We start from the raw sequence: 25,000 nt of genomic DNA, 5'->3' as shown, positions 1-25,000 counted from the left end.
CTCCATTCGATTGTTGCGCCGCGCGTGCGGCTGGCGTGCCGGTCGCCCGCAGCCGGTCGCCTCTGGGCCCGGCCTGCAAACCGACACACGGGCCACGTAGCATCGATCCCCCATCGGCACCTGGAGAACACGCATGAGTCTGGACTACGGTTTCGTGAAGGCGAAGGTGAAGTCGGTGGCGAAGCTGAAGGGTTCGCCGCACGGCAGCGAGATCCAGTATCACGTTCACCTGACGCTGGCGCTGCCGGCGGGAGACTGGGACGTCGCGATCAACGTCGGCACCAACGACGCGGACGACTTGCTGAACTACAAGCTCGTCTACGATTTCCATCATCCGGTCACGCAGACGCTGGCCGCCGCGGCCGAAGGCTACACGGACCTGACCGGGCAAACGGCGTTGCCCGCGCTCGACTATCTGCGCAGCGACGTCCTGAACGACACGGGGGCATGGCGCGCGAGTGCGGTGATGGACGGCACCGAGCATCCGGAGCCGATCCCGTCGCTGCTGCGGCTCGTGAACGCCGCGCAGTCGCAGGGTCTCGACGTCGTCGTGTTCGGCCGCACCTATGCGCAAGGCAACGGCATCCACGACACGCACATGAATCAGGGCTCGACGGGCCCGAACTACCTGCATCGCGCGGGCGACGACCACAACGATCACAACGACGTGTGGCAGGACGGCGCGCTGCTCGTGCGCGTGAGCGACACGCAGTGGGCCGCGTATTTCGCGGCGTTCGAGCAGCAGGCCGTGCCGACCGACGCGCTCGGCAATCCGCTGCCGGGCGCCGGGCCGATCACGCGCTGAGCCGCGAGGCGGCCGGCGGCGCTTTACGCGACCGGCAGCGTCTTGCCGAACGAGATGCGTTCCTCGACGCGATAGCCGAGCGCCGCGTAGAAGCGGCATGCATCGTCGTTGCCGGGCAGCACCTGCAGGTTGATCTTCATGCAGCCGCGCACGGCGAGCGCGCGTTCCGCATGCGCGATCAGCGCGCGGCCGACGCCGAGCCGGCGCGCGCCGTTCGCGACGCCGAACGAGTAGAGCCAGCCGCGATGTCCGTCGAAACCGGCCATCAGCGTGCCGACGACGCGCGTGCCGCTGGTCGCGACGAAGAACAGTTCCGGTTGCGTCGCGAGCTTCAGCTCGATCGATCGCAGCGGATCGCGGTGCGGCGGCGCACCGGCTTCGTCGTACTGCGGGAACGCGTCGCGCCAAACCGCGAGCACGGCATCGGTGTCGGCGCGTTCGAACGGGCGGATCGCGACAGCATCGGCGGCGGCATCCATCGCGGCGGTCTCCTTACAGCGTGTCGAGGATCGACCGCAGCATCGCCATCATCTGGTCGATTTCCTCGGTCGTGACGTTCAGCGCGGGCATGAAGCGCAGCAGGTTCGGCCGTGCGGCGTTCAGCAGCAGGCCGTCCGGCTGCATGTCGCGCGCCTTCTCGACGATCTGCGGGCCGATGTCCTTGCCGAGCAGCAGCGCGCGCAGCAGGCCTTCGCCGCGTTCGCCCTCGAAACCGCGTTCCTCCGACAGCTCGAGCAGCTTGCGCTTCAGATACTCGCTGCGCGCACGCACGCCTTCGAGGAAGCCGGGTGCGACGAGCTGCGAGATCACCGAATAGCCGACCGCCGTCATCAGCGGGTTGCCGTTGTACGTGCCGCCCTGGTCGCCGGCTTCGAACACCGCGACATCGGCCTTCGACAGCAGCGCGCCGAGCGGGGCGCCGCCGCCGATGCCCTTCGCGAGCGTCATCACGTCCGGCTCGATGCCGGACAGCTCGTACGCGAACAGCGTGCCCGCGCGGCCGCAACCGCTCTGCACTTCGTCGACGATCAGCAGCAGGTCGTGCTGCTTCGTCAGCGCGCGCAGCGCCTGCATGAATTCACGCGTGGCCGGGATCACGCCGCCTTCGCCCTGGATCGGCTCGAGCATCACGGCGACGGTCTTGTCGGTGATCAGCTTCTCGACCGACTCGATGTTGTTCAGCTCGGCCTTCGGGAAGCCCGGCACCTGCGGCGCGTAGATCGTGTCCCAGCCCGGCTTGCCGCTGGCCGACATCGTCGCGAGCGTGCGGCCGTGGAAGCTGTGGTCGAACGTGATGATCTCGTACGCGCCGTTCTTGAACTTGCGGCCCCACTTGCGCGCGAGCTTGATCGCGCCTTCGTTCGCCTCGGCGCCGCTGTTCGTGAAAAACACCTTGTCGAACACGCTGTGCTGCGTGAGCAGGCCCGCGAGCTTCGCCATCGGCTCGTTGTAGAACGCGGGCGACGGGTTCAGCAGCTTGTCGGCCTGCGTCTTCAGCGCTTCGACGATGCCGTCGTTGCAGTGGCCGAGGCTGTTGACGGCCCAGCCCTGGATGAAGTCCAGATAGCGCTTGCCCGTGTGATCGTAGAGCCACGAACCCTTGCCGTGCGTAAACACGATGTCGGGGCGGTTCGTGATGTACATCAGCGAGTCGATCGGATAATCGTTCAGGGGCATGGCAGCAGACTCCAGCGGGCGTTGAAAGGGAAACGGGCAATAAAAAAGCCACGGAAGGCCGTGGCTGGTGGGTCGAACAGCTTGTGCGTAACCGGTGAAGCGGAGGAGGGTTACGCGCGAGTCCGTGACGAGCCGGCGGCATCCGGGCGGAGCGGCGAGCGGCGACGTCGGAGAGCGGACAGGAAGCGGTTCATGTGCGCAAGCATAAGGCATCCCGCGCCCCACTGTAAACCGCCGCGATGCCACGGATGTGACACGGCGGCGCGCAGCGGGGCGCGCGGGCGCGCCCGCCGCTCAGACCGGGTGCGCGAGGTCGGCGGCGCTCGTGAACGAGTCCGCGTAGAACTCGTCGGCCGGCAGCGCGTGGTGCTGCGTGAAGTCGCGCTGCGCGGATTCGACCATCACCGGCGCGCCGCACGCGTAGACCTGATGGCCGGACAGATCGGGCAGGTCCTCGATCACCGCACGGTGGACGAAGCCCGTGCGGCCCGTCCACTGGTCGGCGTCGTCCGGCTCGGAGAGCACCGGCACGTACTTGAAGTTCGGGATCTCGCGCGCCCATTGCTCGGCGAGTTCGGCGAGATAGATGTCCTTCTTGCGGCGCGCGCCCCAGTAGAGCGTCATCGGACGCGTGATGCCCGAGTGCTTCACGTGCTCGATGATCGCCTTGATCGGCGCGAAGCCGGTGCCCGACGCGAGCAGCACGATCGGCTTGTCGGAATCCTCGCGCAGGAAGAACGTGCCGAGCGGGCCTTCGAAGCGCAGGATGTCGCGCTCCTTCATCGCGCCGAATACGTGGTCGGTGAACTTGCCGCCCGGCATGTGGCGGATGTGCAGCTCGATCGGGCCTTCCTCGTGCGGCGCGTTCGCCATCGAATAGCTGCGGCGCGAGCCGTCCTTCAGGATGAACTCGACGTACTGGCCCGCGAGGTACTGCAGGCGTTCGTTCGCCGGCAACTGCAGCTTCACGACCATCACGTCGTCCGCCTTGCGTTCGAGCGCCGCGATCCGGCACGGCAGCTTCTTCACCTGTACGCCGTCGACGCCGGCGATTTCGCGCACGTCGATCTCGAGATCGCATTGCGCGGTCGAGCAGCACAGCAGCGCGAGGCCGCGCGTGCGTTCGTCGTTGGACAGCGCCGACGCGGCGTGCGGGCCCTGTTCGATCTGGCCCGACACGATCTGGCCCTTGCAGGAGCCGCACGCGCCGTTCTTGCAGCCGTACGGCAGATGGACGTTCTGGCGCAGCGCGGCCGCCAGCACGGTTTCATCCGACTCGACCTGGAATTGCCGGCCGCTTTGCTTGAGAGTGACGTTGAATGCCATAGAACCAAACTAGAACAAAATGGGGGGACCGTGCATGTCGCGCACGGCAGCTACAATGCAAAACCGTTGCGCGTCGCGCAACGGCGGCTACTGATCTCGCAACCCACATGATCGCGACACGAATCCTGCGCCGGCCGCGCGTACTGATCGTCGGCTGCGGCGACGTCGGCATGCGCTGCGTCGCGCAATGGCGTGACGCGCGCCCCGACCTGCGCATCCTCGCGTTGACGAGCCACCCGGCTCGCCGCGACGAACTGCGCGCCGCGGGCGCGACACCGATCGTCGGCGACCTCGATCGCCGGGCGACGCTCGGCCGTCTCGCCGGCCTTGCCCGCACCATCCTGCATCTCGCGCCGCCGCCATCCGACGGCCGCGACGACCGGCGCACGCGTGCGCTGATCGCCGCAACGTCCATGCCCGCGCGTCGGCCGGCGGTACCGCCGGCATCGGCGGTTGGCCGGCTCCGAACGCTGCGCGGCGCGGCGCGACAGGCCGGCGCGTCCGTTCGGGCAGCGCGTATTGTACCCGAGGGTCTTCGCGCGCCGACGCTGGTCTACGCCAGCACGACGGGCGTCTACGGCGACTGCGGCGGCGCGCGCATCGACGAGACGCACCCGCTGCGCCCCGCGAACCCGCGCGCGTTCCGGCGCGTGTCGGCCGAGCGGCAACTGCGTGCGGCGACGGTGCGCGGCGTGCTGTCCGCGCGCATCGTGCGCATTCCCGGCATCTATGCGGCGAACCGTCTGCCGGTCGCGCGGCTCGAGCGCGGCACGCCGGCGCTCGAACCGGCCGACGACGTCTACACGAACCACATCCACGCGGACGATCTCGCGGCGATCCTGCGCCGTGCGGCCGAGCGCGGCAAGCCGGCGCGCGCCGTGCACGCGTCGGACGATACCGAACTGCGGATGGGAGAGTATTTCGACCGGGTCGCGCAGGCGCTCGGCCTGCCGAAGCCGCCGCGCGTCAGCCGCGCGGACGCGGAGCGCGTGCTCGAACCGACGCTGCTGTCGTTCATGCGCGAGTCGCGGCGCCTGTCCAACGCACGGCTCAAGGCCGAATTGTGCGTGACCTTGCGCTATCCGACCGTAGACGATTTCCTTCAAACGCTCGCGCCGGGCGGCGCGTCAGGTGAGCGCCGGTAACGCCTCGATCAGCAGGAAGCACAGCAGCGCACCGATCAGCGCGCCGATCAGGTTCGGATGATATTTGTGCTTCAGATGCATCGTGGCCAGCAGGCCGCCGATCACGATGACGCCGATGACCGCGAATGCGATCATCACGGACGACAGTTCGAAAGAATGGTTGATGTTCATGATGTCTCCCCCTGCATCGCCGCTCTTGCAGCTTGTGATTTCAGTATAGCGGGGGAACCTGCGGCCGAGAGGCCGCCAGGCACCGAACGGTCGTGCGGATTTTCCCTTACAGGGTTTGGACGGGATTGCGCAGCATTGAAAGGTCGGCTTCGTCGAGCCACCGCCATGCGCCGGGCGCGAGGTCGGCCGGCAGCGCGAAGCCGCCGATGCTTTCGCGGTGCAGCAACTCGACGCGGTTGCTCGCCGCCGCGACCATCCGCTTGACCTGGTGGTACTTGCCTTCGAGCACGGTCAGCGCGAGCGTGTGCGTGTCGCGCGCGTCGGCGGCGACGGCCGCGATCGGCTTCGGCTCGCCATGCAGTTGCACGCCGGTGCGCAGCGCGTGCAGTTGCGCATCGTCGAGCGGGTGGCGCACGGTCGCGACGTAGGTCTTCGGCACCTTGCGCTTCGGCGACGTGTACGCGTGCACGAACTGGCCGTCGTCGGACAGCAGCAACAGGCCGGTCGTGTCCTGGTCGAGCCGGCCGACGCATTGCACGCCGCGCGCGACGAGCGGCGCGGGCAACAGGCTGAACACGCTCGCATGGTGCTGCGGATCGCGCGAACACTCGTAGCCGGCCGGCTTGTTGAGCGCGAGATACGCGCGCGCATGGAACGGCCATGCCGTATCGTCGACCGAGAACACGAGGCCGTCGGTGTCGAAGGTGGCGTCCGGGTCCGGCGCGGCGGCGCCCGCGACGGCGACGCGGCCCGCTTCGATCAGGCCGCGGCACTGGCGGCGCGAGCCGAAGCCCTGGGTATAGAGAATGCTTTCGAGATCCATAGCGCGCGCATTCTATCAAGCGCCGGCGCATGGCCGGCAGGAACGCGCATGCGCTGGTAAGCTGCCGGAACGCCGCGCGGCGCGCGGCGCCCGTTCATTCTTTGTGGGCAGTCCATGCGTTTCGATTCATTCCCGTTCGGCCGCCACGCGGCCGCCGTCATCGTCGCCGCGACCGTTTCGTCGACCACGTTCGCGCACGCGCATCTCGCAACGAGCGACCCGGCGGCAGGCGCCGCGCTGGCCACCGCACCGGCCGCCGTCACGATCGACTTCACCGAGCCGCTGGAGCCGGCATTCAGCTCGATCGTCGTCGTCGACGGTGACGGCAAGACAGTGTCGAACGACCGCGCGCGCATCGACGCATCGAACCGCAAGCGGATGACGGTGTCGCTCGCGGCGCTCGGCACGGGTGCGTACACGGTGAAGTGGGTAGCCGTCGCGACCGACGGGCATCGCACGCAGGGCGCATACGGCTTCAGCGTGAAGTGACGCAACGGCGGCGGCAGGCCCGTGCCAGGGTTGCCGCGCGCCTTTATCCGACAGGGAGTTTCCCCGCATGAATCCGACGACGCTCGACGCACTCGCCGATTTCCCCCGTCAGCTCGAAGCGCATTTCGCGGCCGTGCCCGACGGCTATGCGCGCTGGACGCCCGACGACTGGGCCGGCATGCCGAGCGAGCACTTCTCGCCGCTCGGGCAGCTCTGCCACGTGCGCGACATCGAGATCGACGGCTATCACGTGCGGCTGCGTCGCATGCTCGACGAAGATCACCCGCTGCTCGTGTCGATCGACGGCGACGCGCTCGCGATCGAACGGCGCTACGACGACGCGTATGCGTCCGACGTGCTCGCGGCGATTCGCGACGCGCGGCGCGAGACGCTGGCGCGGCTGTCGCGCGTCACGCCGGAACAGTTCGAACGTACCGGCGAGTTCGACGGCTATGGTTCGCTGACCGTGCGCGGGCTCGTCCACTACCTGTGCAGTCACGACCAGCAGCATCTGGCCGGCATGCAGTGGCTGCTCGGCAAGATCGACGCGGCGCTGTACGCGCGCTGAGCCGGCCGGCGGCCGCGCCGCAATCGGTCGCGGAACCCGGCGCCGCCGTCGGTGCGGCAGGTCACCTTGCTCGGCTTCGATTGGATCGCTTTTCTGGATAATCCATCCAGCCTCGACCGGCTGATCGGCGGGTCGCGTATGCCTACACTCCTAGCTTCGTTCAACGAAAAAAGGAGTCAACCGTGGCAACTCATACGCTCGCAGACAAGGTCGTCCTGATCGCAGGCGGCGCAAAGAATCTCGGCGGCCTGATCGCCCGGGACCTGGCGGGCCACGGCGCGAAGGCGGTGGCGATTCACTACAACAGCGCGGCGTCGCAGGCGCAGGCCGAGGAGACGGCCGCGGCGGTGCGCGCGGCCGGCGCGGAAGCCGCGACGTTCCAGGCGGACCTGACGACGGCGGCCGCAGTCGAGAAGCTGTTCGACGACGCGAAGCAGCGCTTCGGCAAGATCGACATCGCGATCAACACGGTCGGCAAGGTGCTGAAGAAGCCGTTCACGGAAATCAGCGAGGCCGAGTACGACGAGATGTTCGCGGTCAACAGCAAGTCGGCGTTCTTCTTCATCAAGGAAGCCGGGCGGCACCTCGAGGATCACGGCAAGCTCGTCACGCTCGTCACGTCGCTGCTGGGCGCGTTCACGCCGTTCTACGCGGCGTACGAAGGGTCGAAGGCGCCGGTCGAGCACTTCACGCGCGCGGCGTCGAAGGAATACGGCGCACGCGGCATATCGGTGACGGCCGTCGGGCCGGGCCCGATGGACACGCCGTTCTTCTATCCGGCCGAAGGCGCCGATGCGGTCGCCTACCACAAGACGGCCGCCGCGCTGTCGCCGTTCAGCAAGACGGGGCTGACCGACATCGAGGACGTCGTGCCGTTCATCCGCCATCTCGTGACCGACGGCTGGTGGATCACGGGCCAGACGATCCTGATCAACGGCGGCTACACGACCAAGTAACCGGGCCGCTTGCGGCCGCGCGGCGCACCGCACTGGCGCGTTTGCGTGGACAATGGACGGGCGCGCAGCCACGGGGCCGCGCGCCCGTTTTCTTTTGTCGCCGAAGCCGGCCGCGATGCGCGGCGGCCGGTGCCGACCGTCGTTCGAACCCGGGTTTCCCGCCGATGGACAAGCTGGATCAGGTCAGGATCTTCCTGCAGGTTGCCGAGATGGGCAGCTTCATCAAGGCCGCGCATGCGCTCGACGTGCCGCGCGCGACCGTGTCGGCGGCCGTCCAGCAGCTCGAGACGGCGCTCGGCACGCGGCTGCTGCACCGCACGACGCGCCAGGTGCAGCTGACCGCCGACGGCGCGCTCCTGCTCGAACGCGGCCGGCGCCTGCTCGCGGAAGCCGACGAACTCGACCGCCTGTTCCGGCGCCGCGACCGCGACGTGGTCGGGCGGCTGAACGTCGACGTGCCGAGCCGGATCGCACGCCGCGTCGTGGCGCCCGCGCTGCCGTCGCTGTTTCGCCGCCACCCGAAGCTGCAACTGTCGCTCGGGTCCACGGACCGCGCGATCGACCTCGTGCAGGAGGGCGTCGATTGCGCGATCCGCGTCGGGCGGCTCGCGGACAGCAGCCTCGTCGTGCGGCCGCTCGGACAGTTCACGCTGATCAACTGCGCGAGCCCCGACTACCTGCGCGAATGCGGCGTGCCCGAGCATCCGGACGCGCTCGCGCACGGGCACTGGGCGATCGGCTATGCGTCGCCGACCACGGGGCGCGAACTCGGCTGGGAATATTGCGCGGACGGGCAGCGGCACTTGCTGACGCTGCCGAGCCGCGTGATCGTCAACAACGCCGAAACCTACATCGCCAGCTGCGTCGCGGGAATGGGGCTGATCCAGATTCCGCGCTTCGACGTCGAGCATCTGCTGGCAAGCGGCGCACTCGTCGACGTGATGCCCGGCCACCGCGCCGAGCCGATGGACGTGTCGGCCGTGTATCCGCATCGCCGGCATCGCTCGAGGCGGCTCAACGCGTTCGTCGACTGGTTCGGGGAGCTGATGGCGGAGGCATTGAGCGACGCGGGCGCGAGCGGCCGCGGCGACTGAAAGCGGCATCGTGCCGGCATCCGCGGGCCGTCCCGCCGTTCGCCGGCCCGTGACGCGGCCCGATCGGCGCCGGCGCGAGGCCGTGGCGGGTGCGGCGCCGCGTCACGCGTGCTCAGGCGGCGAACTGCCGCGTGCGCCCGGTCGCCCGCACCGCGTCGATCAGCGCGGTGCCGACACCGGCCGGTTTCGACGCGAATGCGTAAAAGCGGGCGCCCGGCAGCGCTGGCAGGCCGTCGTGCGGCCCGCACTCGCGCAGGCCGTCGCGCAATTGGCTGCGCGCGAGCGCCGTGACCGCGAAGCCGGCGAGCGCGGCCGACATGCAGCCGGCCATGCTCGCGCTTTCGAACAGCACGCGAAACGGCCGCAGCGCCGCCGCGAGTGCGGACACCGCGGCTTCTCGATACACGCACGGTTCCGGAAACAGCGCGAGCGGCACGCCTTCCTCCGCGTCGAGCGCTGTATCGGCCGCGAATGCCCACACGAGCGGCTCCTCCCACAGCAGTTCGCCGGGCGTGTCGACCTGTCGGCACTGCTTGCCGAACACGACGTCGAGCCGGCCCAGCGATTGCTCCCGCAGCAGCGACGCGGTGATGCCGACCTTCAGTTCGATCGTTGTGCGCGGATGGCCGTCGCGAAACGTGCGCAGCACCTGCGGCAGCCACGTGCCCGCGAAATCCTCCGACGCGCCGATCCGCAGCGGCCCGTGCGCCGGCGCGCCGCGCAGCCGCGCGCGCACCTCGCGCTCCATGTCGACGATGTTGCGCGCGTACGCGTACAGCGTGTCGCCGGCCGGTGTCAGCGCGATCCGGCGTGTCGTGCGCGCCAGCAGCACGGTGCCGGCCGCCTGTTCGAGCCGCTTGATGTGGCCGCTGACGGCGGACGGCGTCAGCGCGAGGCGTTCCGCGGCCGGCGCGAACCCGCGGCTGTCGACGACTTCGAGAAAGGTGCGCAGCAGCGCGATGTCGAGCGCGGTCGACGCGGGGTGGGTCGGCGGTTCCATGGATCGATTCGACGAGATATTCGAAGAATGAATCATGATACTCCGCGAATCGTGATGAAAGGCCGACCTACCATCGTATGTTCATGCTGACCTGACGGAGTACACGATGACGACCTATGCGCACGCGACGACCGCGTCGCTCGACATTGCCTATCTCGAATGGAACCCGCGCGGCGAGCGCACGGCCGTGCTGCTGCACGGCTGGCCGGACAGCCCGGTCGGCTGGGAGGCGGTGGCCGCGGCGCTGGCCGCACGCGGCTACCGCGTGCTTGCGCCCGCGTTGCGCGGCTTCGCGCCGACGCGCTTTCGCGATGCATCCGTGCCGCGCAGCGGCCAGCTCGCCGCGCTCGGGCGCGACCTGCTCGAATTCGTCGACGTGCTCGGCATCGAGCGGCCCGTGCTGGTCGGGCACGACTGGGGCGCCCGCGCGGCCGCGAACGCGTGCGGGCTGCGCGACGGTGCCGCATCGCATCTCGTGATGCTGTCGGTCGGGTACGGCACCAACGATCCCGCTCAGTCGCTGTCGCTGCAGCAGGCGCGCAACTACTGGTATCACTGGTTCATGGCGACGCCGCGCGGCGAGCAGGCGCTGCGCGACGACCGCCGCGCGTTCGCGCGCCTGATGTGGGATACGTGGTCGCCGGCGGGCTGGTATCGCGACAGCGATTTCGACGCGGCGGCCGTCGCGTTCGACGGACCCGACTGGATCGACGTCGTGCTGCATTCGTACCGGCAGCGCTGGGGCTTCGCGCCGGGCGCGCCGGCCTATGCCGACGACGACGCGCGGCTGAACCCGGCGCCCGTGCTGGCGGTGCCGACGCTCGTGCTGCACGGCGGCGCGGACACCTGCAATCATCCGGACAGCTCGGCCGGGCGCGAGCGGTTCTTCGCCGGGCGCTACGAGCGGCAAGTGCTCGACGGAATCGGACATTTCCCGCAGCGCGAATCCGCGGCCGCGGTCGCGGACGCGATTCTCCGGTTCTGCGACCGGGATTGACGCGCGCCGGCCGGCCCGGCGCGCGAAGGATCAGCCGCCGACGCGCGGCGCGAGCAGGTCGCCAAGGCCGATGTTCCTGAACATCTCGCGGCGGATGCGATCGCCGACGCGGAACACTTCCTCGGCGCCGTCCTGCGACGGGTCGACGAACACGCGGTACGGGCGCTTGCCGGCCGGCGCCGCGACGAGCTCGGCAATCGCCGTGGCGACTGCGCCCGCGTCGGCGTCCGCCGGTTCAAGCGCGGCGAGGCCCTGCAACGCCTGATCGGCGACGCCCGCGTACGGCCCGCTGTCGTAGGCGGCCTGCACGGCGGTATCGGCCGGCTTGCCGGCATGGAGGAAGTGATTCGTGCCCCGGGTGAACGCGCCCGGCACGACGATCGACGTTTCGATGCCCCAGCGGGCGAGTTCGGCCGCGTAGGACACCGCGAGCGAGTCCATCGCGGCTTTCGCGGCGAAGTAGGGCGCGAGGAACGGCGGGGTGCCGCCGCGCGCCGACGAGGACGACACCCACACGAGCAGGCCGCGGCCCTGGCGGCGCAGGTGCGGCAGCGCCGCGCGGTTCACGCGCTGGGTCGACACGACGTTGACGTCGTAGAGCCGCGCAAGCTGTTCGGGCGTGAATGCCTCGGCCGGCCCGAACACCATGTGACCGGCGTTGTGGACGACGACGTCCAGACGGCCGTTGTCGGCGATCACGCGGTCGATTGCGGCGTCGACCGATGCATCGTCGCCGACATCGAGTTCGACGCTGCGCAGGTCGACGCCGTGTTGTTGCGCGTAGGCGGCGACGGCGGCGACGCGCGGCGCATTGCGCCCGGTGCTCTCGCGCATCGATGCATAGACCGTGTGACCGGCGCGGGCGAGCGCCTGGGCCGTCAGCAAGCCGAAGCCGCTGGACGCGCCGGTGACGAGGACGACTTCCTTCATGAGCGATCTCCTGGCGGAAAGATGGGATGGCGGCGAACGGTCCGTCAGCACATGCCGCCGTTGGCGCGCAGGATCTGGCCATTGATCCACGCGCCTTCCGGGCCGGCGAGGAACGCGACGACGCGCGCGATATCGTCGGGCTGGCCGAGCCGCTCGAGCGGGTTCAGTTTCGCGAGCCGATCGACGAGTTCGGGGCTCTTGCCCTGCAGGAACAGCTCGGTCGCGACCGGCCCGGGCGCGACGGCGTTCACGCGGACGCCGCGCCCACGCATTTCCTGCGCGAGCACCTGCGTGAGGCTTTCGACCGCCGCCTTGCTGGCGACGTACACGCCGTAAGTCGGCATGCGCATGCCGATCACGCTGGTGGACAGGTTGATGATGCGTCCGCCGTCGCGCACCCGCCGGGCCGCTTCGCGGCAGACGTTGAACGTGCCTTTCACGTTGATGGCGAGCGTTTCGTCGAACAGCGCGTCGTCGCAGTCGGCGATGGTCGCCAGCTTCATCACGCCCGCGGAATTGACCACCACATCCGGGCTGCCGAATGCTTGTTGCGCGGCGTCGAACAGCGCGGCCACGGCCGCCGGATCGGCGACGTTCGCCTGCACCGCGACCGCATGGCCGCCGTCGGCGACGATCGCGTCGACCACCTCGCGGGCCGGGCCGGCGCTCCCGGCATAGTTGACGACGACGCGGAAGCCGTCCCGGGCGAGTTGGCGCGCAATTTCCGCGCCGATGCCGCGCGATGAACCCGTGACGAGGGCGACCTGTTCCGATGTGCTCATGTCCTGCTCCTGGTGAATGAATGCCGTTCGATCCGGCGACAGGACCACTGTAGGCTTCCTTGATAAATAAAAATAATGAATAATGATCAGTCAATGAATGACTAAAAGTATGTCTCATGGGATTCGACAGCAGATTGCTCAGCGGTATCGGCGTGCTTTCCGCGGTGATCGAGGCGGGTACCTTCGCGCGGGCGGGCGAGGCAATGGGGCTGACTCAACCGGCGGTGAGCCGCGCCGTTGCCCGGCTGGAAGAGCGGGTCGGCATCCGGATCTTCAACCGGACGGCGCGTGCGATCACGCTGACCGACGAAGGGCGGCGTTTTTACGAGACGGTCGCGCCGCTGCTGGCCGGTATCGAGGAGGCGGCGCTCGACGCCGGCCAGTCGAAGGCGCGCGTGAGGGGGCGGCTGCGGGTCAACGTGGACGGCACGTTCGGCCACTACGTGCTGGCGCCGCGGATGGCGGAATTTCTCGACCGCTTTCCCGACCTGTCGGTCGAAATCAGCGTGCGGGACCGGATGGGCGACCTCGTCGCCGACGGCTTCGACGTGGCCGTGCGTTTCGGCATTCCGGAGCCGTCGTCATATCGCGCGCGCCTGCTGCTCGAGACGCGCGTGCTGACCTGCGCGTCGGCGGCCTACGTCGCGCGTCATGGCGAACCGCGGCACCCGCGGGATCTTGCGGACGGTCACCGGTGCGTGCTGATCCGCGATCCGGTGACGGGGCGGCCATACGAATGGGAGTTTCATCGCGGCAAGGAAGTCGTGCCGGTCGACGCCGCCGGCAGGCTGACGGTCAACGATACGGGCGGGCTGCTCGGCGCGTGTCTGGGCGGCGTCGGCATTGCGCAGCTGCTGGAACTCTATGCGCGGGACGTCCTGGCCGACGGACGCTTGGTGCAGTTGTTGCCCGAGTGGGCGGACGAGACTTTCCCGCTTTACGCGTATCACCACGCGTCGAATCTCGTTTCGGCGAAGGTGAGGGTGTTTCTGGACTTCGTCCGCGAGTTGATGGTCTGAGCGCACCGGGCGGCAGGCCGCCGCCGGTTACCCGGTGCGGTGCGGAAAGCGCGGCACCAACAAAAAACCCGCGAAGCGGCGAGCTTGCGCGGGTTTCGACAGAAGCAGCGCACGACGACGCTGCGAAAGACTGGTGCCAGGGCCGGAATGAAATTATTCGCTGTGAGGCCCGTATTGTAAGGGGATTGCTTGGAGGGTGTTGTGGAGTTGCCCCCGGAGTTGCCCCCGCGCTGCCGGCGCAGCCGCTATACGGAGAGATCAAGGTCCATTCTTGCCTCGCCAGACGCGAAATTTTCTGGAGAGTTGGAGATAACGGCTCAACTCGGCCTGTCTGCCTTATCTGGCGGGGCTTTGGTCATCTCCAAGTGTATCTCCAACACACCTATTTTTCTGGAGATAAGTTTGGAGATAAGCGTCGAATGCATCGAGCCACGTCGACCAGCTCGGGAATTGCCCCGCCGTCTGGGACGCTGCGCGCAAAGAATTTCCCGTGCCGCCACTCCTCCGCGCGCAGAAACAGAAACGGGCCTTGCGGCCCGTGAAAAGTGAACTTGGTAGGAGAGGCGTTACGCCGCGTCGCGTACCCGCATGATTGTCTGGCGGCTCGTGCCGAATTGTCGGGCGAGCGCGGCCACGCTCGCCCCCGCGTCCAGCTCGCGCAGCACCTCCGCTCGCTGTTGGTCCGACAGGGCGGACGGCCGTCCCATCGCCTTGCCTTCTGCCTTAGCGCGAGCGATGCCGGCATGCGTTCGTTCGATCAGCAGATCGCGTTCGAACTCGGCCACCGCGTTCAACACCTGCATCGTCATCCGGCCGGCCGCACTCGTCAGATCGACGCCGCCCAAGGCGAGACAATGAACCCGGATACCGCGCTCGGCCAAACCCTCGACCGTGGCCCGCACGTCCATTGCATTGCGGCCGAGCCGATCGAGCTTCGTCACGATCAGCACATCGCCTTCTTCCATCCGGTCAAGTAACTTTGCGAAGCCCGGCCGCTGATCGGCGCTCACGCTCCCTGAGATGCTTTCCGACACGACGCGGCGCTTGTCGACCGAGAAGCCGGCCGCCTCGATCTCGCGTAGCTGGTTCGCGGTGGTCTGGTCGGACGTGCTGACGCGGGCATAAGCGAAGGTTCGGGACATATCGGGCACTCAATCTGTACGAAATAGATGTCCGAATATAAACGCCTGTCCGAAATACTTCAACCCTTATTTTTGGACAGGGCGGAAAGGGGCTGTCCGAAAGGGATCGATTTCGGACAGATGCATTTGATTAGAGGCCGACTACCTTCTGGTCGGTCGCCTGGACAGACAGGAAGGTGCCACTATTCGAACGACAACAACCGACCCGCTTAGGCCGCACGGGTCGAAGTTCGCAACGGTCCGATGTTAAGTCGGACACGTGCCCATCTGCGAAATCGCCCTATGTTCGATATCGCTAGCGATTAATGTCCAAGACGCCTCGCCGTTGAAGTACCATACCCCCGTTTGTGGCGTAAAAGTAAAATAGCATGTATCTGCGGCCCGTCTTCGTCTGTTGCCAGCGGTAGAATGGGCCGCGAAAATATTATATTACCATTGCGGGGCGACATGGACTCGAACCAAAAAATCATCAAAATCCATTTTACGTACTGCATGATTATATCCGTCTCTATAATCACGCTTATTGCCACGTTTAAGTGGTCAGATTTGTCTGACTTTACCAAATACCTGAGTAATGCAGCTACCCTAACATCGCTCGTCCTGGGTCTTGTTGCCATATTCTATTCGTTTGTGGCAAATGATGGGTTATCGAAGAGCCTTGGAAACATTGCCAATGTTTCGGAAAGCGTGAATCAATCAAAAAATCAAATTTCAGAGTATGTTGTATTGACAAAGGCGTCGACTGATGTTGCACGAGAAAATACCGAATCCATACAAAGATTCTCACAAGATATAACCGGCACATTGTCATCACTAAGATCCGCGCTCGATGAAATAAAGAATGAAACAGCAAATCTGAATTCTAGTGTCACAAGCATTCCAGATCGATTCGACAAACTAGAAAGCAAGGTATCTCAGCTTGGGGAGAAACCAAATTCATCTACGGCTAGCGGCGCACAAAGCATCCACGACGACACCGTAAAGAGATTTCTTGAGGTTTCTTCGCTGACCGGAAATTTATTTTCCTACGCATGCGTTCTCGCAAACCAAAAAAGCAAAAACATCTCCATTGCGGATTTTTGCGCCGCAACCGAAATAAGGCTCGACAGTTTTCTTTCCGGATTTATGCAATGCATGCACGGCATTAATCTTATAAGGCGAGTCGAAGTGGAGGGCGAGCCTCGCACTTACAGAATAAAATTCTGTAATTCGTATCTCATAAAAAATACAAGAGAATATTTTGTTCGATATATCAACGACAACTACTCCGAGGGAAGCGACGATAATAATCTCTGGACTGAAAGGCTCCGAAAGGTGGATGAGCTTTTTTCTGAACAGAGCGTAAGCTAATCCCGGGCACGAATGGTGACCTTTTAGCCAAGAATTCGCTAAATCAAACCGGCTTGCGGTCACCGATCCCAACGCCCCCGGCCGTCTCTTGTTGGCCGATTACTGTACTTGTCTCCCTTGCCCTCACAATTAGGGGCAGACAGCGTCGATGCGCAATTTGGGCCCCAGATTACTCGGATGATTTCGCTGGCTGTATGATTTGCGGGATGCACTCCCCTTTGCCGGCCGGGTTTTGTGCCGGAGTACCCCGTTGCGCACACCGAGGACGCCCGTGGACCGCTTGGAAGTCACGCCCCAAACGAGGGAAAAGCTCGCAACCGCGCAATGGGTTTTTGAACGGCAACTCGCGTGGATCGCGGCCGCGGACGTGAAAGTTGGCGTTGTGGTGAGCGTCGATCTCGCTTTGCTCGGTGGCCTAGCGGCAGCATTCAGCGGCGCCGCCCACAAAACCCTAGCCGGGGAGGTTTTTGCTGCACTTGCAGGCATCGGGCTAATCATCGCGGTGATCTGCGCTGCCCTTGCGACCTTTCCTCGTCTGAACGGTCCCAAACAATCCCTATTGTTTTTCGGCCGAATCGCGGATGGAAATGCCGACGAATACGCGGGTGCCCTACTGACCGCGAGCGAAGCTGATCTGATCGGCGACTGGGCTCGCCAAATTCATACGAACGCGAGAATTGCCAATGAAAAGCATAGCTGCGTCCGACAAGCGATGATTTGGTCTTTCGGATCGATCATCCCTTGGCTAATCGCGCTTTGCTATTTTGTTAAGCCTTGAGGGGACAACAGTGGGCATCAAAGAAGACCTGCAATCGAAAGTGCAGGACCTCGTGCAAACGTCTTGGAACGGAATTCCGAACGCAACAGCCATCCCAGACGAAACGATTCTAACTTTCGGAAATTCCGGATCACGGCTTAACGTGACTGTGTTATACGCGGATCTCGCTGGCTCAACACAAATGGTCGATTCGATTTCGGATATTTTGGCTGCCGAGTACTACAAGTCCTTCCTACATTGCGCGTCACAACTCATTCGCAGGCACAACGGAAACATTCAAGCTTACGACGGTGATCGAGTAATGGGTGTATACATCGGGGAACTTCAGGCGGACGATGCAGTATCAACCGCCCTTGAATTGAATTACGCAGTACATGAAATAATTAATCCAACTTTCCTCGCCCAATACGGGACAACCCATCGGCAGATGAAACATACCGTAGGAATCGATAGCGGCCCCGTCCTCGCTGTTAAAGTTGGCGTCAGGAGCGCAGGGGAGCTCACCTGGGTCGGACCGGCAGCAAATTATGCAGCAAAGCTGAATAGTTTTCCTGGACTTGATAATGATTTTTCGACTCGAATTACGGAAAATGCATTCTCACTTCTCAAGTCCAACGCTTCAAAACTCGGATCTGCGAATGAATTCATGTGGGAGGGTCCATACAACAACACAGGGAGGACGCACTACCGGACCAGGTACAGCAGACAGTTACCGAGCGAAGCGTCAACTCAGTCACGAATCCGCCTCATATAGCAAGTTGAAAACCTTCACGTTGTGGTCCGCGTTGCCCTCCTTGACGGGCGAGGGGCAGTTATAAACGGTGGATTGACGCTGCGGACTCAACGACCGGTTGCGGAGGTAGACCTGACGCGTGAACGCCTGACTGGCTACGTTAGCGAATGACGCCTCATGGCCGAACCCGGCCGATTGACGAGTGCGGGCTTGCGTCAAACCAAGACGTCACGGGGACATGAGAATGCTATTCGAGCCTCAAGTCTTGCCTTGCGATAAGACGCATGCTCGATAAGCAACCGTCGACAGAAGCCAGCTTTAGTTCAAGATGCTCCTGCCAGCACGTCGTCTTGGTTGATCCGTCCAAGTCGGACATAAACTTAACCATGACGCGGATGGCGCTTTCCGATAGGACAAAGCTGCCTATATCGACTTGCTTTCGGAGTTCAGCCATCGCGCCTTGAAACTTCTCGGTTAGCTCCCGTTCGCCTTCCTCAGATAATTCCCGGCCTCGAAGGGAGAATGAAAGATTAGTATCCGCGTAGTTTCTGACGTGATGGAGTGCCTCGAAGATCGACTCGTAGGCCGCGCTCTGTCGTTCCCACCACTTCTCAGCGTAAAAGCGCTTCAGCGCGAGGCGAACAGTAAGTAGAGCGGTAATGATTGCGATAATCAAACTGCCGCCGAAACTTGCGAGGGGCCCGAGCCAGGTCATCGATATACCTCTCATTTGGGGCGTTGCGCACAATACTGGTAGCCAGGATGCGCGTGTAACCGCAATAAGCGTGAGGTGGGGGAGGGGCTGTCGACTCCTCCCCGGTAGCGAACCTCCGCTGACGTGCCGCCGAACTGTGAACATCTACCGGTTCATGGATTGTCGGCGATCTCGCCGCTGATGTCGAACATCCATTCCCGGCCGAACGGTGAGGCCATTTATTGCGGTCTTAGATAATCCGAGACAGATCTTTTATGGGGGCAGACCTTTCGATATAATTGCGGTACTTGTTGGCACCTAATCGAACACGGCTCTAAGAATCTGTGGGCGATGCAAGGAAAACGGCGGGGAATGCTCAATCGCTGAGCATATTTCGTCGCGCTGACGAGAGAGTGCCGGGGGATGTGCTACCAACACATCCCGCCGGCGATTTTTTGGCTTGGCTGCCTGTTCCATAATTGGAGGAACCACAAGAGCCACCGCGCCTAGGAAACGCATAGCTCTTGTTAGGACGAATGATACCGCGCACGGCGCGCCGTGCAAAGTAACTTTGCAAAGTTACTTTGTGCCTCTCCCGCGAACTTCATTGCGCCCGTACTTTGATAGTACGGCGTGGTTTATTGCCGCCGCTTTCCTCCTTCTTGCGGAACAGGCCATTTCTGAACAGAAAATGGCTCTTAAGATTCTTCGACTTATTGGTGTGCTGGATTGCGTCGGCGTCAAGAAAACAACGCTGTATCGCTGGATTCGTGAAGGCAAGTTTCCAGCGCCGGTCCAGTTGGGTGCCAGGAGCGTCGGCTGGCGCGCCACAGACGTCCAGCAATGGCTCGAATCCCGTCAGTCCACACGGGGGCAGGCATGAGCGCGCCCTCCGTTATGATCGATCGAGGCGGCCCGTATGGTCGGGCGATGGGCGCGGCCGTCACGGCCCGCGACGCCGCGTTCGTACGTTGCCGCGACGCCCGACTCCGCAAGCTCGCAGGAATCCTCGATGACATCGAGGGCTGCTTCTGGAACCGTGGCGACGACGCCGGGAAGCTCGTTGCGATCGCCGTCACGCTTGCCTCGACGCTCGCGCTCGAAGCCCCGCGTCTGACGACAAAGCAACTTGGCACCGCCTGCGAGAAGTTCGTCCAGGCGATTGCCGCTGCTGAACAGGATTCCGCGAACTATCGTCGTCAACAGTACCAACAGCTGCGGAAAGCCTATCGTGCGCTTTACAACGACATCGATGCGCAGTGCACTGACAGGACGCGCCGCTTGCAAGTTAGCGCGCTGCTGCGGGGCGTCGCGCTCGGCCAATCGCTGGCGCAGGGCAGCTCGCGACTGGATATCGAACAGCTCAAGCTGGCGACTGCCGTACTCAAGGGGGAGGCCGCCTGATGCTCGCCCAAAGTCGCTTTGCACTGGGCAATACGCGGCGAGAGGCGTCGCGATTTGCGTCGTCCAGCATCGCGCGGTATCCTGTGCGCGTCGCTGAAACAACAGTGACCCGGTTTGGCGACCGGAGATGCTCCAAGGCGGACAACCGCCTTCGCGCGGTTTTTTTACGTCCGTACACCTTGCGCCTTCTATGGTCGGGCCTTGGTGGGGGTGCGTTCGCGCACGCCGGTTCCCTTGGACGCCGGTTCGCCAACCCTGCCTTGTGCCCGGCCACCCCATTTGGCGATGGGGCCGGGTTCGTCAACCCGTCCAAGGAGGTCGCATTCAATGCGCCAGCCCTCGCACGCCCGTACCGGGCAGCAATCCCACGTCATTCAATCCATCGTCCGCGCAGCGCTGCGCGACGCGGCAACCGCCAGCACGTACCAAGACGCGCTCGACGCAACCGGCGCGGCATTGGCCGCGATTGCCGCGCTCGTCCGTGCGGAGGTGCGTCATGGCTGAGCTGCGCTGCAAGATTGGCGATCTGGCGATCGTCACGAAGTGCGATGCACGTTCGCGTATCGGCATGCTGGTTGAGGTGGCATCGGCTCAGCCGACGCCCGACCACGATTGGCGCGTGCGGATCTTGGGCGGCCCCGTCTCGGGGCGCAGCGTCTACGGTCGGCGGTTCGGCGAATTCACGCATGCAGCCGTCCACGACTGGAACCTCACGCCGATTCGCGGCGAAGCGGAGCTGGATTGCACGATCGACGTCGGGCAACTCCTCGCGTCGATTCTGGAGGTGCGCCATGTCTAAATACCGCCTGCCGAACGAAGTCACGATGATCGCCATGTGCGCGGCCCATCAGTTCGCCCAGCTCGAAGCCCTGTTCGATGCTGTCCGTTCGCATCTTGCGGAGGGCACCTACGAGCGCGCGCTCGTCGACATGGGGCAAAGCGTTGCGAGCCGGTACTCCGCCGAAATGCGCCGCATCGCGCAGCCGGAGGTGTGCCATGACTGACCAGCGCATCCGAACCGCAGTTGTCGACGGATTCGACAACGCACCGCCGCTGGATACGGGCGCACCGATCGAGCTGCAATTCGCCGTCGACCTGGGCGCGATCTGCGCCGACGCATGGCTCGACCTGAAAGGCGACGTGCGACTGCACGACTACGCGGCGCATCAAGCCGCTGCGTTCGCGCGCGGCATGGAAGCCGCCATGCAGGACGCGGGCGACGTCGACGCGCACCGCGTGACGATCAGCCGCCAAGCGTTCGCGGCCGGCCTGATGGGGCGCGTGCAGCAGCACCTGTTCGCGGCGCTCGGCCTCATCACGCGCGAACCGCGCACGACGCACTGAGGGGCGGTCATGGCAAAGACGAACAAGAATGCCGTGCAACCGCTCGCGTCGCACTTCGTGGCCGAGGTGAACCGCCCCGATCGCAACCGCATCGGGACGCGGATCAGCGACGCAATGGAACTGCTGGACAGCCTGCATTGGGCGGCCGACAAGGCCATGTCCGATGACGACTACTGGCTTGTGCTGAGCCTGTTCCGCGCGTCCCTGCCGTCGATCGGCGCGGCGCTGGAGGCGGCCAACGACGCCCTTGGCGAGTCGCGGCTCGGCCGCTACGTCTACAGCAACGACGTCACGGCCGGCGGGGCGGTTCTGTCGGTGCCTCGCGCGGCCGGCTGACGCTGCGCCGCTAGGCATCGCCGCATCATTCAATTCTTCGCGCGTCGGGTAGCTGCTTGCCCGATATGGACTACTAATCGGGAGTCTGCCGACGCGCGTCCAGTGGGAACCTATGAGTAACGCACCCATGTCCGAATTCGAGCGGGCGAGAGTCGCGCTCGGCTATGTTCCGCCCGACGACCGCGACACGTGGAGTCAGGTGGGGATGGCGCTCAAGGCCGAGTTTGGCGAGGAGGGCTTTGCCCTCTGGAACGAATGGAGCCAAGGCGCGCAGAACTACAACGGCAAGGACGCGCGCGATGTGTGGAAGTCGTTCAAGGGCGGCAAGATCACCATCAACACGCTGTTTCACCTTGCCAAACAAGGCGGTTTCGATCCGCGTGCGCATAGAGCCAAGCCGGTCGATCCAGCGGAGCGCGAGCGGCAGAAAGCCGAGCGTGCGGCCCGCGAGGCGGCCGAGCTGGCCGAACTGACCGAGAAACAGCAAACCGCGTCGGCGCTCGCCGAATCGATCTGGTCGGCGGCCGAGCCTGCGCCGGCCGATCACCCGTATCTCGTTCGCAAGCGCATCCCGGTCGACGCGCTGCGCGTCTATCGCGGCGGCTTGTGCATCGGCACGGCCGCATGCGACGGTGCGCTCGTCATCCCGGCCCGTGACGCGGACGGCAAGCTGTGGACGCTGGAGTTCGTCCTGACGGACGGGCAGAAACGCTATCTGCCGAACGGCCGCAAGGCGGGCTGCTTCTCGTTGATCGGCGGCCCGCTATCTTCCGCGCCGTCCACGCTGCTGATCGGCGAGGGCTACGCCACGTGCGCGACGCTCGCGGCCGCGACCGGCTATCCGGCCGCCGTCGCGTTCGACGCCGGCAACCTGCACGCCGTGGCGACGGCGCTGCGCGGCAAGTATCCGGACACCCGCATCGTCGTGTGCGCCGACGACGACCACACGACGAAGGGCAATCCGGGCGTGACGAAGGCCCGCGTGGCGGCCGAGGCCGTCGCCGGCATCGTCGCGGTGCCCGACTTCGGTCCGAACCGTCCGGCGAACGGGACCGACTTCAACGACCTGGCTGCGCACGTCGGCCCGGATGCGGTGGCCGCCGCCGTGCGCGCTGCGCTCGCGCCGGCCGGCTCGGCTGACGCCGGCAAGGGCAAGGTCGCGCCAGCCGCCGCGAAGCCCGCCAAGCGCCCCAAAACGGCCCGCGCGCAGGACGGCAAGTCGCGGTTCGTCGTCGACGACAAGGGCGTGTGGTTTCACGGCTTCAACAATCAGGGTGATCCGCTGCCGCCGCATTGGGTTAGCACGCGGATCGACGTGATCGCGGAGACGCGAAACGAGATGAACAGCGAGTGGGGCTACCTGCTGGAATTCACGGATCGCGACAGCATCCTGAAACGGTGGGCGGTGCCGGCCGGCCTCTTTGCCGGCGACGGTACGGAACTGCGCCGCATGCTGCTCGATATGGGCGTGAAGCTCGGCGTGACGCAGATCGCCCGCACGCAGATCGCGAACTATGTGCAGATGGCGCAGCCGGACGAGCGCGTGCGCTGCGTGCCGCGCGTCGGCTGGCATCACGGCGCGTTCGTGCTGCCCGATCGCGTCATCGGCACCGGCAAAGAGGCGTTGATCTATCAGGCCGACACGCCCATCCAGAGCCAGTTCAAAGAGCGCGGCACGCTGGACGACTGGCAACGCGAGGTCGCCGCCTACTGCGTCGGCAATAGCCGGCTGCTGTTCTGCGTCGCTACCGCCTTCGCTGGTCCGCTGCTGCACTTCTCCGGGCTTCAGTCGGGTGGGTTTCACCTGCTCGGCACGACGTCCAAGGGCAAGTCGACGGGCGGCGTCATCGCCGCGTCCGTGTTCGGCTCGCCGGACTACGTGCGGAGCTGGAAGGCGACCGACAACGCGCTCGAAGCCGTGGCCACGCAGCATAGCGACGCGCTGCTGATCCTCGATGAAATCGGGCAGGTCGAGCCGCGCTTGGTCGGCGATGTGATTTACATGCTGGCGAACGAGTCGGGCAAGGCTCGCGCGTCGCGTAGCGGCTCGGCCAAGCCCGTGCTCACGTGGCGGCTGCTGTTCCTGTCGAACGGCGAAAAGAGCGTGTCCGCGCTGATGGCCGAGGGCAACAAGCCCATGAAAGGCGGTATCGAAGTGCGCTTGCCCGCGATCCCGGCCGAGGTCGGCGAAATGGGCGTGGTGGAGAAGCTGCACGGATTCCCGACGCCGGCCGCGCTGATCGAGCATCTAGAGCGGCACGCGGGCATGCACTACGGCACGGCCGGCCCCGCGTTCATCGAGTGGGCGTCGTCGCAGGCCGGCGAGCTGGCCGAGCATCTGCGTGTTCGCGTTGACGAGCTGGTCGGGCAATGGGTACCGGACGGTTCGCATTCGCAGGTCGCGCGTGTCGCCAAGCGGTTCTGCCTTGTCGCGGTGGCCGGCGAGCTGGCGACGGCGCACGGGCTGACCGGCTGGCCGCAGGGCGAAGCGGTCGAGGCCGCGCGTCGCTGCTTCGAAGGCTGGCTCGAACTACGCGGCGGCACCGGCAACTCGGACGAGGCGGAAGCCGTGCGGCAGGTACAGCACTTCCTCGCCGCGCACGGCGACAACCGTTTTGTGTGGATGAACCGGGCGCAGGACGACCATCGGCCGAACGTGCCGCATCGAGCGGGCTTCAAGCAGCACGTGAAGCGCGACGAGCGGCGCACGCCCATCGCCTCCGATCGGGAGTATTACGCCGAGTTCGGCGGCAAGATGAGCGCCGACGATGCTGAAAGCGTCGAGACGGAATACCTGATCGAGGCGGCCGTGTTTCGCAAGGACGTGTGCGCCGGCTTCGATCACAAGATCGTCGCCAAGGCACTGATGAAGCGGGGCGTGCTGATGCCGCGTAGTGACGGCTATCCGTACCGGCAGGAATACATCCCCGGTCACGGCAAGTTCATGGTCTACCGTGTGCTGCCGTCGATCTTCACGCTTGAGCTGTGAAAGCGCCGCCGCCGTCCGGGAGGGCGGTGGCGGGCATTCCTTTGCGCGACATTTTTGGCCCGCGCGTCAAAGTTACTTTGAGCGATCCGCTCCAGATGGAACCGGGGCGGCGATTGCGGCGAATCTTGCCGTAGCCGTAACAATCCAGCCCGGTTTATCTCCAGTATCTCCAGCGTTCTCCAAATCGTTTGGAGACACGCGAAGCCTTACCCCACAAGGCTTTGCGGGCGATTCAGGCGTTTATCTCCAAATCTCCAACTCGTTTTGCATTGAGCGGACAGGTGTCGACCGGCCGTAGCGACCGCGAAGCTAGACGGTGCGCGGCTCTCCGGGATTTGACGGGCGTCGGAGACGTGTTTTCGAGGGGGGTGTCCGCGATGCGCCCCGATCGGGCATTGTTGCGCCCGTCGCAAGTGTCGGGGCGGGCGGAAAGCGGGGGACCCTGCGT

Annotated in this window: 29 protein-coding genes; 19 read left to right on the top strand and 10 right to left on the bottom strand. The window is 65.1% G+C overall.

The genetic code is table 11. The features are described 5' to 3' along the window. The first annotated feature begins 133 nt into the window (after positions 1–133). Entirely contained in the window at positions 134–805 is a 672-nt protein-coding gene (locus CFB81_RS12905; protein ID WP_069620422.1) for a DUF2278 family protein, read from the top strand. 23 nt (positions 806–828) lie between these two features. Here CFB81_RS12905 and CFB81_RS12900 read toward each other — a convergent pair whose 3' ends face one another. The 3 genes from CFB81_RS12900 to CFB81_RS12890 form a co-directional block, all read right to left on the bottom strand. Continuing rightward, positions 829–1,284, bottom strand: coding sequence for a GNAT family acetyltransferase (locus CFB81_RS12900; protein WP_089435501.1), 456 nt, complete (start codon positions 1,282–1,284; stop codon positions 829–831). Between the two features lie 13 nt (positions 1,285–1,297). Beyond that, positions 1,298–2,482, bottom strand: a complete 1,185-nt coding sequence (locus CFB81_RS12895) for an acetylornithine transaminase (RefSeq protein ID WP_069620420.1) — start codon at positions 2,480–2,482, stop codon at positions 1,298–1,300. 294 nt (positions 2,483–2,776) lie between these two features. After that, positions 2,777–3,808, bottom strand: coding sequence for a CDP-6-deoxy-delta-3,4-glucoseen reductase (locus tag CFB81_RS12890; protein WP_069620419.1), 1,032 nt, complete (start codon positions 3,806–3,808; stop codon positions 2,777–2,779). A gap of 107 nt (positions 3,809–3,915) precedes the next feature. On the opposite strand from CFB81_RS12890, the gene CFB81_RS12885 reads away from it, so the two are divergent. Further along, the gene (locus tag CFB81_RS12885; protein ID WP_089435500.1) at positions 3,916–4,953 is read left to right on the top strand and encodes an NAD-dependent epimerase/dehydratase family protein; all 1,038 of its coding nucleotides are present in this window, start codon (positions 3,916–3,918) and stop codon (positions 4,951–4,953) included. Here the strand turns inward: CFB81_RS12885 and CFB81_RS12880 are convergent. Together CFB81_RS12880 and CFB81_RS12875 are read right to left on the bottom strand one after the other, a co-directional pair. Continuing rightward, positions 4,936–5,124 carry a hypothetical protein gene (locus CFB81_RS12880; RefSeq protein ID WP_011546000.1) on the bottom strand — a complete coding sequence of 63 codons (189 nt, stop codon included), beginning with the start codon at positions 5,122–5,124 and terminating at the stop codon, positions 4,936–4,938. The genes CFB81_RS12885 and CFB81_RS12880 overlap by 18 nt on opposite strands. Before the next feature lie 106 nt (positions 5,125–5,230). Beyond that, complete coding sequence (locus tag CFB81_RS12875) at positions 5,231–5,947, bottom strand: 16S rRNA pseudouridine(516) synthase (RefSeq protein ID WP_069620417.1); 717 nt, start codon at positions 5,945–5,947, stop codon at positions 5,231–5,233. Positions 5,948–6,061: 114 nt separating this feature from the next. Between CFB81_RS12875 and copC the strand changes: the two genes are divergently transcribed. The 4 genes from copC (at position 6,062) to CFB81_RS12855 (ending at position 9,054) form a co-directional block, all read left to right on the top strand. Continuing rightward, positions 6,062–6,436 (top strand): copper homeostasis periplasmic binding protein CopC, encoded by a 375-nt coding sequence (copC, locus tag CFB81_RS12870; protein ID WP_089435499.1) that lies wholly within the window; start codon positions 6,062–6,064, stop codon positions 6,434–6,436. A gap of 67 nt (positions 6,437–6,503) precedes the next feature. Beyond that, positions 6,504–7,004, top strand: a complete 501-nt coding sequence (locus CFB81_RS12865; RefSeq protein WP_069620415.1) for a DinB family protein — start codon at positions 6,504–6,506, stop codon at positions 7,002–7,004. A gap of 182 nt (positions 7,005–7,186) precedes the next feature. Continuing rightward, a complete protein-coding gene (locus tag CFB81_RS12860) occupies positions 7,187–7,960 on the top strand; it encodes an SDR family oxidoreductase (RefSeq protein ID WP_006478064.1) in 774 nt (257 codons plus the stop codon). A 164-nt stretch (positions 7,961–8,124) separates the two neighbouring features. Continuing rightward, a complete protein-coding gene (locus tag CFB81_RS12855; RefSeq protein WP_069620414.1) occupies positions 8,125–9,054 on the top strand; it encodes a LysR family transcriptional regulator in 930 nt (309 codons plus the stop codon). A gap of 112 nt (positions 9,055–9,166) precedes the next feature. Here CFB81_RS12855 and CFB81_RS12850 read toward each other — a convergent pair whose 3' ends face one another. Beyond that, positions 9,167–10,054 carry a LysR substrate-binding domain-containing protein gene (locus tag CFB81_RS12850; protein ID WP_089435498.1) on the bottom strand — a complete coding sequence of 296 codons (888 nt, stop codon included), beginning with the start codon at positions 10,052–10,054 and terminating at the stop codon, positions 9,167–9,169. Between the two features lie 106 nt (positions 10,055–10,160). Here CFB81_RS12850 and CFB81_RS12845 point away from each other — a divergent pair, with 106 nt between their 5' ends. Next, complete coding sequence (locus CFB81_RS12845) at positions 10,161–11,051, top strand: alpha/beta fold hydrolase (protein ID WP_089435497.1); 891 nt, start codon at positions 10,161–10,163, stop codon at positions 11,049–11,051. A 30-nt stretch (positions 11,052–11,081) separates the two neighbouring features. Here CFB81_RS12845 and CFB81_RS12840 read toward each other — a convergent pair whose 3' ends face one another. Beyond that, the gene (locus CFB81_RS12840; RefSeq protein ID WP_089435496.1) at positions 11,082–11,981 is read right to left on the bottom strand and encodes an SDR family oxidoreductase; all 900 of its coding nucleotides are present in this window, start codon (positions 11,979–11,981) and stop codon (positions 11,082–11,084) included. A 44-nt stretch (positions 11,982–12,025) separates the two neighbouring features. Further along, entirely contained in the window at positions 12,026–12,763 is a 738-nt protein-coding gene (locus CFB81_RS12835; RefSeq protein WP_089435836.1) for an SDR family oxidoreductase, read from the bottom strand. Between the two features lie 116 nt (positions 12,764–12,879). Here CFB81_RS12835 and CFB81_RS12830 point away from each other — a divergent pair, with 116 nt between their 5' ends. After that, positions 12,880–13,782, top strand: coding sequence for a LysR family transcriptional regulator (locus CFB81_RS12830; protein ID WP_069620410.1), 903 nt, complete (start codon positions 12,880–12,882; stop codon positions 13,780–13,782). Between the two features lie 566 nt (positions 13,783–14,348). On the opposite strand, the gene CFB81_RS12825 is transcribed toward CFB81_RS12830, so the two are convergent. Further along, positions 14,349–14,924: a recombinase family protein gene (locus tag CFB81_RS12825; RefSeq protein WP_013699112.1), complete on the bottom strand. Its 576-nt coding sequence runs from the start codon at positions 14,922–14,924 to the stop codon at positions 14,349–14,351. Between the two features lie 408 nt (positions 14,925–15,332). On the opposite strand from CFB81_RS12825, the gene CFB81_RS35435 reads away from it, so the two are divergent. The 3 genes from CFB81_RS35435 (at position 15,333) to CFB81_RS12815 (ending at position 17,806) form a co-directional block, all read left to right on the top strand. Further along, complete coding sequence (locus CFB81_RS35435) at positions 15,333–16,274, top strand: hypothetical protein (protein WP_218829342.1); 942 nt, start codon at positions 15,333–15,335, stop codon at positions 16,272–16,274. A gap of 271 nt (positions 16,275–16,545) precedes the next feature. Further along, entirely contained in the window at positions 16,546–17,052 is a 507-nt protein-coding gene (locus CFB81_RS12820; protein WP_143328590.1) for a Pycsar system effector family protein, read from the top strand. Positions 17,053–17,062: 10 nt separating this feature from the next. Beyond that, a complete protein-coding gene (locus CFB81_RS12815; RefSeq protein WP_143328589.1) occupies positions 17,063–17,806 on the top strand; it encodes an adenylate/guanylate cyclase domain-containing protein in 744 nt (247 codons plus the stop codon). A 226-nt stretch (positions 17,807–18,032) separates the two neighbouring features. On the opposite strand, the gene CFB81_RS12810 is transcribed toward CFB81_RS12815, so the two are convergent. Next, on the bottom strand, positions 18,033–18,500 hold the full coding sequence (locus CFB81_RS12810) for a hypothetical protein (RefSeq protein WP_089435493.1): 468 nt from the start codon (positions 18,498–18,500) through the stop codon (positions 18,033–18,035). Positions 18,501–19,086: 586 nt separating this feature from the next. Between CFB81_RS12810 and CFB81_RS12805 the strand changes: the two genes are divergently transcribed. The 8 genes from CFB81_RS12805 to CFB81_RS12765 all read left to right on the top strand — a co-directional run bounded on the left by CFB81_RS12805 (position 19,087) and on the right by CFB81_RS12765 (position 24,552). Continuing rightward, positions 19,087–19,362, top strand: coding sequence for an AlpA family transcriptional regulator (locus tag CFB81_RS12805; RefSeq protein ID WP_256976116.1), 276 nt, complete (start codon positions 19,087–19,089; stop codon positions 19,360–19,362). After that, positions 19,359–19,883 carry a hypothetical protein gene (locus tag CFB81_RS12800; protein WP_089435492.1) on the top strand — a complete coding sequence of 175 codons (525 nt, stop codon included), beginning with the start codon at positions 19,359–19,361 and terminating at the stop codon, positions 19,881–19,883. The genes CFB81_RS12805 and CFB81_RS12800 overlap by 4 nt, the downstream gene beginning before the upstream one ends. Positions 19,884–20,210: 327 nt before the next feature. Next, positions 20,211–20,387, top strand: coding sequence for a hypothetical protein (locus CFB81_RS12790; RefSeq protein WP_088512109.1), 177 nt, complete (start codon positions 20,211–20,213; stop codon positions 20,385–20,387). Next, on the top strand, positions 20,380–20,682 hold the full coding sequence (locus CFB81_RS12785; RefSeq protein WP_089435491.1) for a hypothetical protein: 303 nt from the start codon (positions 20,380–20,382) through the stop codon (positions 20,680–20,682). Before CFB81_RS12790 ends, CFB81_RS12785 begins: the two co-directional genes overlap by 8 nt. Beyond that, entirely contained in the window at positions 20,675–20,887 is a 213-nt protein-coding gene (locus CFB81_RS12780; protein WP_089435835.1) for a hypothetical protein, read from the top strand. The genes CFB81_RS12785 and CFB81_RS12780 overlap by 8 nt, the downstream gene beginning before the upstream one ends. After that, complete coding sequence (locus CFB81_RS12775) at positions 20,880–21,227, top strand: hypothetical protein (protein ID WP_089435490.1); 348 nt, start codon at positions 20,880–20,882, stop codon at positions 21,225–21,227. The genes CFB81_RS12780 and CFB81_RS12775 overlap by 8 nt, the downstream gene beginning before the upstream one ends. A 9-nt stretch (positions 21,228–21,236) precedes the next feature. Then, positions 21,237–21,563, top strand: a complete 327-nt coding sequence (locus tag CFB81_RS12770) for a hypothetical protein (protein WP_004556769.1) — start codon at positions 21,237–21,239, stop codon at positions 21,561–21,563. Between the two features lie 127 nt (positions 21,564–21,690). Beyond that, the gene (locus CFB81_RS12765) at positions 21,691–24,552 is read left to right on the top strand and encodes a DUF927 domain-containing protein (protein ID WP_179235955.1); all 2,862 of its coding nucleotides are present in this window, start codon (positions 21,691–21,693) and stop codon (positions 24,550–24,552) included. Positions 24,553–25,000 lie beyond the last annotated feature (448 nt).

The sequence above is a fragment of the Burkholderia sp. AU28863 genome, from assembly GCF_002223195.1.
In the GTDB taxonomy this organism is placed as follows: domain Bacteria; phylum Pseudomonadota; class Gammaproteobacteria; order Burkholderiales; family Burkholderiaceae; genus Burkholderia; species Burkholderia sola.
The sequence above is the reverse complement of the archived record's forward strand: the minus strand, read 5'-3'. Positions and strand labels throughout refer to the sequence as shown.